Source organism: Azospirillum sp. UFLA03-27 (assembly GCF_059803775.1).
In genome coordinates, this window is sequence record NZ_JAUQTX010000296.1 from 1 (window position 1) to 7,276 (window position 7,276).

The following is a 7,276-nucleotide window of genomic DNA, read 5'->3' on the forward strand; positions in this document are numbered from 1 at the left end:
GCGTATAATCGTCGGCAGCGTCAGATGTGTATAAGAGACAGGGCTACGACCCGTCGATCAAGATGGAGCGGACGCAGACCATCATGCAGGGCGCCAGCCATTGCGACTTCCGCTACCGCGTCGACAAGCCGGAAGGCTGACGAGAAAGCCCGAAACGACGACGGCCCGGCGTGCGGAACGCCGGGCCGTCGTCGTTTCGGGCAATACCGCTGTTCGTCAGGCCGCTGCCGTCGCCACCGGCTGAAGCCCGCGGGTCAACTGGGCGAAGGCGTCACGGAAGCGCGGCAGGGCGACGTCACTTTCGGCGAAGCGGACATGGATCGCCGTCTTGTCGATGGCCCGCACCTCGAAGGCGACGGTCAGGCCGAAGCGGTCGAGCCGCAGAGTGCCACGGTCGCCCACGCCAAGACCGCCGATCCCGCTCAGCATGGCGCCGCCGTTCGACAGGTCGGTCAGTGTGCCGGACTGATCGCGCCCCTGCACCACGACGCCGCAGGCCTCGTTCACCCGGTAGCGCGGGCTGCGGCGGCGGTCAGCGTCGCTGGTGGAGGTGCGGACGACACGCACCAGCACGCGGCGCAGCTCGTCGATGCTCGTCGCCACCTCGTCCGAGCCGGCCCGCACGCCCGAGGCCTGCGAACCGGTCTGGTCGGCGTCGCTGGAGACGGCGGCGATGCGCACCGACACCTCCTGCGCGGCGTTGGAGGTCTCCACCACGTTGCGGCTGATTTCCTGGGTGGCGGCGGCCTGCTCCTCCATCGCGGCGGCGATGGCGCTGGAGATCTGGTCGATCTCGCCGATGGTGTCGCCGATTTCCGCCACGGCCCCCACGGCGGTGCTGGTCACCCCCTGGATTTCCGCGATCAGACGGGTGATCTCCTCGGTGGAGCGGGCGGTCTGGTTGGCGAGGTTCTTCACCTCCTGGGCCACCACGGCGAAGCCCTTGCCGGCCTCACCCGCACGCGCCGCCTCGATGGTGGCGTTGAGCGCCAGCAGGTTGGTCTGGCTGGCGATGTCGGTGATCAGCTTGACCACCTCGTCGATGCGGCCGACCGCCTCGGACAGCGACTGGATGGTGCCCTGGGTGCGCTGGCCGTTCTCCACGGCGCGGCGGGTGACCGCGCTGGAATGGGCGATCTGCGCGGAGATTTCGCGGATCGAGGCCGCCAGCTCCTCCGTCGCCGCCGCCACGGTCTGGGCGTTGGCCAGCGCTTCCTCCGCAGCCGCGGCGACGTTCTGCGCGTTGATGCTGACCCGCTCGGCGGAGGTCGCCATGGCGTCGGCGTCCTGGGCCATGCCGCCGGTGCGCAGGGCCACCTGCTCCACCGCATGGCTGGCCTCGCGCTCCACCGTCTCTGCCATGGACTGGAGAGCGGTGATGCGCTCCTCCTCCGCCTGGCGCTGGCGCTCGGCGCGCTCTTGGGTCGAATAGTTCAGCTTCGCCTTCACGGCACGGATTTGGGATCGGATGCGGGCGAACTCCGCCACGCCGGAGCTGGGGACGTTGGTCATCAGGTCGCCGCGGGCGATGGCGTCGAGATGGGTTTCCACCAGCCCGAGCGGGCGCCGCACCGTGCCCAGAACGCTGAGCGTCCCGACGCCGGCCACCAGCAGGCCGAACAGCATCAGCCCGGCGAAAACCTCGACGCTGTCGCTGCCGGTCAGGCTCAGCCAGCCGAGGACCATGACGGTCAGCAACAGAAGACCGGTGGTTGCCACGATGCGCCCGGCGATGCTCGACGCCAAGTCACCCAGCCTGACGCCGAAACCGCGGCGGACGATCTGGCCGTCCAGCAGGCCATACTGCTGGCCGCGCCCGGCGCGGATCTCCGCGTAGATGCGCTCCGCCTCCGCCACCGCTTCCCGGCTCGGCTTGGACCGGATGGAGATGTACTCCGTCACCACGCCCTTCTCGGTGATCGGGGTGACGTTCGCCTTGACCCAATAATGGTCGCCGCTTTTGGACCGGTTCTTGACCAGCCCTTCCCACGGCCTGCCGTCCTTGATGGTTTCCCACAGGTTGGCGAAGGCCGCCGGTGGCATGTCCGGATGGCGCACAAGATTATGAGGCGAGCCGAGTAATTCCGTTTCTGAGAAACCGCTAATATCAACAAATGCTTTATTGACGAACGTGATCTTGCCGCGGGTGTCGGTCCGTGACACAAGCAGCATGTCGTCGGACATTTCGATTTCGCGGTTCGTAACCGGTCCATTGTCGCGCATAAGCCAGCACCCCGTCGCGGAGAACACGCACAAACACTACTTAAGTGCTACTTCTACTGTATTAATGGCTGAAAAACATCACCATATTGTCGCACCATCTTAGCCCGCCGCCAGCCTCGCTTGAGCCGCATCCCACCCCCTAGTGCCTTGCAAGCGCTGGAAAATCAGCGATTTATCTTGTATTTTATGCGTATTCGCAGCGCTGCTTTTCCCTATTGTGGATTCTACGGAGTCCGCCCCGATCCGGAGCGGAGGCGTGGTCCGGCCCCTGATCCCGCGGGTTGCGGCGCGGGGACGGGGACGGCACCATCCTCCGTGCGCACCGTTGGAACGGGCACCCACCTCAAACCGCGACAGGACAGCCACGATGACCGACACCGCCAAGCCCGTCCGCCTTCTCGGCCTTTCCGGCAGCATCCGCCGTCACTCCCACTGCACCGCGGTGCTGAGCACGATCGCCGACTCGCTGGGCGAAAAGGCGGGCAGCAAGGCGGAGATGGCGCTGTTCCCCCTGAACGACATCCCGCTTTACGATCCCGATCTGGACGCGGAGAACACCCCCGCCGCGGCCACCGCGCTCCGCGACGCCATCGCCGCGGCCGACGGTCTGGTCATCATCTCCCCGGAATACAATTACGGCATGTCGGGCGTGCTGAAGAACGCGTTGGACTGGGCGTCGCGCCCGGCCATGAAGTCGCCGGTGCGGGGCAAGCCGATCCTCATCATGACCGCCTCCCCCGCCTTCACCGGCGGCGTGCGCGCCCAGCACGAGATGCGCGAGACACTGTCCGGCATGATGGGTCGGGTCATCGCCCGCCCGCAGGTGGTCATCGGCACGGTTCACGAGAAGATCAAGGACGGCCGGCTGACCGACCAAGCCGCGCTGGACTTCGCGTTGGCCGCCATCGACGACCTTCTGGCGGAAATCGCCCTGCTGCGCGGGATCAAAGGCGCCTGAGTCCCAGGCAGGGCAGCCGCGCAAAGACCGATGGGGCTGGCCGAAGCGTGCCGATATTAGTATATCAGCACGCTTCTTCCACGGTCCCCTGTGTCGATCATGCCCCTGAGCCTCCATCTCCTGCCGCTCGCCGCCACCGTCGCCCTGCTCGTGTCGCGGCGTGTCAGCATGCTGACCGCCGGGACCGCGGGCATGGCGCTGGCCGCCGGGGTGCTCATGGCGGCCCTGATGGTGGCGCAGCCGAGCGGTGCCACCGCTCCGGATTGGCTGGCCCAACTGCCCAGCCTGCTCCCCGCCGTGGCGCTGAAGGCCGGCGAGGGAGCGTGGCTGGCGTGGCACGCCATGTCGATCATCGCGGCGGGCCTGCTGTTCCACCGCGCTTTCGAGGCCCGCGCCGTCAAGGCCGAGGCGCAGGTCGAGGCGAAGACACCGACCGAGCGCCGCCGCGCCGTCTTCGTCGCCTGCCTGCTCGCCGGTCCTTTCGCCGAATCGGTGACGGGGTTCGGCGTCGGGCTGGTGGTGGCGCTCGCCATGCTGCGCCCGCTGAATCTGCCGCCGGCCCACGCCGCGGCGTTGGGCCTGTTCAGCCAGATGCTCGCCCCCTGGGGTGCGCTGGGCGTCGGCACGCGGGTCGGGGCGGAGCTGATCGGCGTGTCCTTCACCGAGCTGGGGACGGCCAGCGCCGCTCTGATGGTGGTCGTGCTGCCCAGCCTGCTGCTGGTGTTCTGGCGGCTGATCCACGGCGCCGGGCTGACCTCCACCCCGGGCGACCGGGCCAGGGACCTCGTCCTGATGCTGGCGCTGGCCGGGCTGCTCTGGCTGACCAACCGCTTCGTGGCGCCGGAGCTGGGCGGCGGGCTGGCGACGGCGGTGCTTCTGCTGGCGGTGGAGGCGCGGCGGCTGCCGCGCGACGCCGCCGGCCTGTCGCGGCTGCTGGCCCTGCTGTGGCCCTATGTGGTTCTGGTCGGCGGGCTGATGGCGACACGGTTGGTGCCGCCGCTGTCGGGCTGGACGGCGGACTTGCTGGTGCTCGACCCGTTCGGCGGGCTGGCGCCGATGCCCCTGCTGCGCCACCCCTCGACATGGCTGGTCGCCATCGCCCTGGTCATGCTGGCGAGCCTGCCGCGCGGGCGCGCCCTGGCTGTGGCCGGTCCCGCCCTGCGCGCGGCGCTGGTGCCGATGGCGGCGACCCTGGTCTTCGTGGAACTGGCCGCCTTCATGGCCGCCTCCGGCGGGGCGGCGGCCTTCGGGCAGGCGTGGCAGGCGGTGGCGGGCTCCGCCGCCGTCCTGGCCGTGCCGGTGCTGGGGGCGGCGACGGGGATGCTGACCGGTTCCAACACAGCGTCGAACGCCCTGATGATGCACATCCAGGTCAATCTGGCGTCGGGCAGCGGCCTGCCGCTGATCGCCGCCGCCGCCATCCAGGTGGTGGCCGGCAGCGTCTGCACGCTGCTGACTCCGGGCCGGATCGTTCTGGCCTCCAGCCTTCTGGGGCTGACCAAGGCGGAGTCCGCGATCTACCGGCTGGCGCTGCCCATCGGCGTCGCCTCCACGGCCTCGCTGCTCGCCGTCGTCATCGCCTGGGTCTGGCTGGTGTAGGGATCAGTCCTGGGGTTCCGGCTCCGCCGCGCGGTCGGGGAACAGCTCCTCCACCCGCACGCCGGACTCCCGGCAGATGCGGGCCAGCCGGTCGGAGGGCAGGACGTCCGTGACGAAGGTGTGGACCTGCGAGATGTGGCCGATGCGCACCGGGGCGGTGCGCTCCAGCTTGCCGCGGTCGGCGACCAGGATGACGTGGCGGGCGTTCGCCATGATCGCCTGCGACACCCTCACCTCGCGGTAATCGAAGTCGAGCAGCGCCCCGCTCTCGTCGATGGCCGAGGCGCCGATCACCGCGAAGTCGGCCATGAACTGGTTGAAGAAGTCGATGGCGGCCTCGCCGACGATGCCGCCGTCCGACCGACGCACCACGCCGCCGGCCACGATCACCTCGATGTGCGGCTCGGGGCGCAGCAGGTTGGCGACGTTGATGTTGTTGGTGATGACCACCAACCCGCTGCGCCCCTGAAGGGCGCGGGCCACCTCCTCCGTCGTCGTGCCGATGTTGATGAAGAGGGAGGAGCTGTCGGGCACCAGCTCCGCGGCGCGGCGGCCGATGGCGCGCTTCTCGTCCTGGGCGATCAGCCGCCGCGCCTCGTAGCCGAGATTCTCGACACCCGATCCGGCGACCGCGCCGCCGTGGACCCGCTGGAGCAGGCGGCGGTCGCACAGCTCGTTCAGGTCCTTGCGGATGGTCTGCGGCGTGACGTTGAAGCGGGCGGCCAGATCGTCGACCAGCACGCGCCCCTGCGTGCGGGCGAGCGCCAGGATGTCGGTCTGCCGGGGTGTCATGATGTCCATAGCGGCATTCAAACCGACCGCCGCTTCGCCCGCAAGTTCATTCGAAAGCAGTACAGCGCGCCCCGCCGCTGCGCTCAGAGCCTCTGCCCGTCGGACCCGAAGAGATGCGCGGTTTCACTCCGCAGGTTCAAGCGCAACCGCTCGCCCGTCGCCACCGGCCGGTCGCCGTCGAGGCGGACTAGAAGCCTTTGCCCGTCTTCCAGCGCGGCGTGGCAATGCGTCTCGCCGCCCAGCCGTTCCGCGGCCAGGATGGTGGCGACCAGCCCGACCCCGCCATCGACCAAACCGACATGCTCCGGCCGGACGCCGAGCGTCAGGGGCGTGCCCGCCGCCGGCGCTGAAGCATCCACGGCGATATCCAGCGGCACCCCGCCGGGAAGCCACACCCGCACCGACCCGTCCGCCTGCCCCTCCGAGACCACATCCAGGAAGTTCATGGCCGGCGAGCCGATGAAGCCGGCGACGAAGCGGTTGCGCGGGCGGTGGTACAGCTCCAGCGGCGTGCCGGCCTGCTCCACCCGCCCGGCGTTCAGCACGACGATGCGGTCGGCCAGGGTCATTGCCTCCACCTGATCGTGGGTCACGTAGATCATGGTAGCGCGCAAGTCGGCCTTCAGCTTGGCGATCTCCAGGCGCATCTGGACGCGCAGGCCGGCGTCGAGGTTGGACAGCGGCTCGTCGAACAGGAAGACCTGCGGCTCGCGCACGATGGCCCGCCCGATGGCGACGCGCTGGCGCTGCCCGCCGGACAGGTCGCGCGGCTTGCGGTCGAGCAGATCCTCGATCTGCAGCAGCCGCGCGGCGGCGCGCACCCGCTCCACGATGGTCCCCTTGTCGGTCCGTGACAGCGTCAGGCCGAAGGCCATGTTGTCGTAGGCCGTCATGTGGGGGTAGAGCGCGTAGGACTGGAAGACCATGGCGATGCCGCGCGCTGCCGGAGGCCGGTCGTTCACCCGCTGCCCACCGATGGACAGGTCCCCGGCGCTCGGCTCCTCCAGCCCGGCGATCAGGCGCAGCAGAGTGGACTTGCCGCAGCCGGACGGCCCGACGAAGGCGACGAACTCACCGTCCGCGACCTCCAGGTCGACGCCGTGGATGACCTCGATCCGCCCGAAGCTCTTGCGCACCCCGCGCAGCGTGACGCCCGCCATCGCCCTACCCCTTCACAGCGCCGGCGGTCAGGCCGGAGACGATCCGCCGCTGGAACAGCAGCACCAGCCCGATCAGCGGCACTGTCACCACCACCGACGCCGCCATGATCCGGCCCCAGGGCAGCTCGTACTGGCTGGCCCCCGACATCAGCGCGATCGCCACCGGCACGGTGCGCGCGTCGTCGGTCAGGGTGAAGGTCAGGGCGAACAGGAACTCGTTCCAGGCGGCGATGAAGGCGAGCAGCCCGGTCGCCGCCAGCGCCGGCCCCATCAGCGGCAGGAACACCCGCGTCACGATCAGGAAGGGGCCGGCGCCGTCCACCATGGCAGCCTCCTCCAGCTCCTTCGGCAGCTCGCGCATGAAGGTGGTCAACACCCAGACGGTAAAGGGCAGCGTGAAGATCAGGTAGGACAACACCAGCGAGCCGATCCGGTTGTAGAGGCCGAGCCAGCGCACCAGCTCGAACAGGCCCGACAGAACGGCGACCTGCGGGAACATCGACACGCCCAGCACCACCTGTCTCTTATACACATCTCCGAGCCC

General features: G+C 69.3%; 7 protein-coding genes. 3 read left to right on the forward strand and 4 right to left on the reverse strand.

What is annotated here, in order from left to right; translation table 11 throughout:
• The first annotated feature begins 26 nt into the window (after positions 1-26).
• Positions 27-140, forward strand: a complete 114-nt coding sequence (locus Q4I23_RS28520; protein WP_498528450.1) for an L-2-amino-thiazoline-4-carboxylic acid hydrolase — start codon at positions 27-29, stop codon at positions 138-140.
• A gap of 76 nt (positions 141-216) precedes the next feature.
• Here the strand turns inward: Q4I23_RS28520 and Q4I23_RS28525 are convergent, their stop codons facing one another.
• Positions 217-2,223: a methyl-accepting chemotaxis protein gene (locus tag Q4I23_RS28525; protein WP_498528451.1), complete on the reverse strand. Its 2,007-nt coding sequence runs from the start codon at positions 2,221-2,223 to the stop codon at positions 217-219.
• A gap of 367 nt (positions 2,224-2,590) precedes the next feature.
• Between Q4I23_RS28525 and Q4I23_RS28530 the strand changes: the two genes are divergently transcribed.
• Both Q4I23_RS28530 and Q4I23_RS28535 read left to right on the forward strand, forming a co-directional pair.
• A complete protein-coding gene (locus Q4I23_RS28530) occupies positions 2,591-3,181 on the forward strand; it encodes an NADPH-dependent FMN reductase (RefSeq protein WP_454016533.1) in 591 nt (196 codons plus the stop codon).
• Positions 3,182-3,280: 99 nt separating this feature from the next.
• Positions 3,281-4,780, forward strand: coding sequence for an L-lactate permease (locus Q4I23_RS28535; RefSeq protein WP_498528452.1), 1,500 nt, complete (start codon positions 3,281-3,283; stop codon positions 4,778-4,780).
• Between the two features lie 3 nt (positions 4,781-4,783).
• On the opposite strand, the gene Q4I23_RS28540 is transcribed toward Q4I23_RS28535, so the two are convergent.
• From Q4I23_RS28540 to Q4I23_RS28550, 3 genes are all read right to left on the reverse strand, one after another.
• On the reverse strand, positions 4,784-5,581 hold the full coding sequence (locus Q4I23_RS28540; RefSeq protein WP_454016535.1) for a DeoR/GlpR family DNA-binding transcription regulator: 798 nt from the start codon (positions 5,579-5,581) through the stop codon (positions 4,784-4,786).
• Positions 5,582-5,655: 74 nt separating this feature from the next.
• Positions 5,656-6,732: an ABC transporter ATP-binding protein gene (locus Q4I23_RS28545; protein WP_498528453.1), complete on the reverse strand. Its 1,077-nt coding sequence runs from the start codon at positions 6,730-6,732 to the stop codon at positions 5,656-5,658.
• A gap of 4 nt (positions 6,733-6,736) precedes the next feature.
• Positions 6,737-7,264, reverse strand: a complete 528-nt coding sequence (locus Q4I23_RS28550) for a carbohydrate ABC transporter permease (RefSeq protein ID WP_498528454.1) — start codon at positions 7,262-7,264, stop codon at positions 6,737-6,739.
• Between the last annotated feature and the right edge of the window lie 12 nt (positions 7,265-7,276).

Bases quoted from the DNA above. Each gene is read 5' to 3' on its own strand.
- Q4I23_RS28535 (WP_498528452.1), top strand. From the start codon at position 3,281: ATGCCCCTGAGCCTCCATCTCCTGCCGCTCGCCGCCACCGTCGCCCTG.
- Q4I23_RS28540 (WP_454016535.1), bottom strand. From the start codon at position 5,581: ATGGACATCATGACACCCCGGCAGACCGACATCCTGGCGCTCGCCCGC.
- Q4I23_RS28530 (WP_454016533.1), top strand. From the start codon at position 2,591: ATGACCGACACCGCCAAGCCCGTCCGCCTTCTCGGCCTTTCCGGCAGC.
- Q4I23_RS28525 (WP_498528451.1), bottom strand. From the start codon at position 2,223: ATGCGCGACAATGGACCGGTTACGAACCGCGAAATCGAAATGTCCGAC.
- Q4I23_RS28545 (WP_498528453.1), bottom strand. From the start codon at position 6,732: ATGGCGGGCGTCACGCTGCGCGGGGTGCGCAAGAGCTTCGGGCGGATC.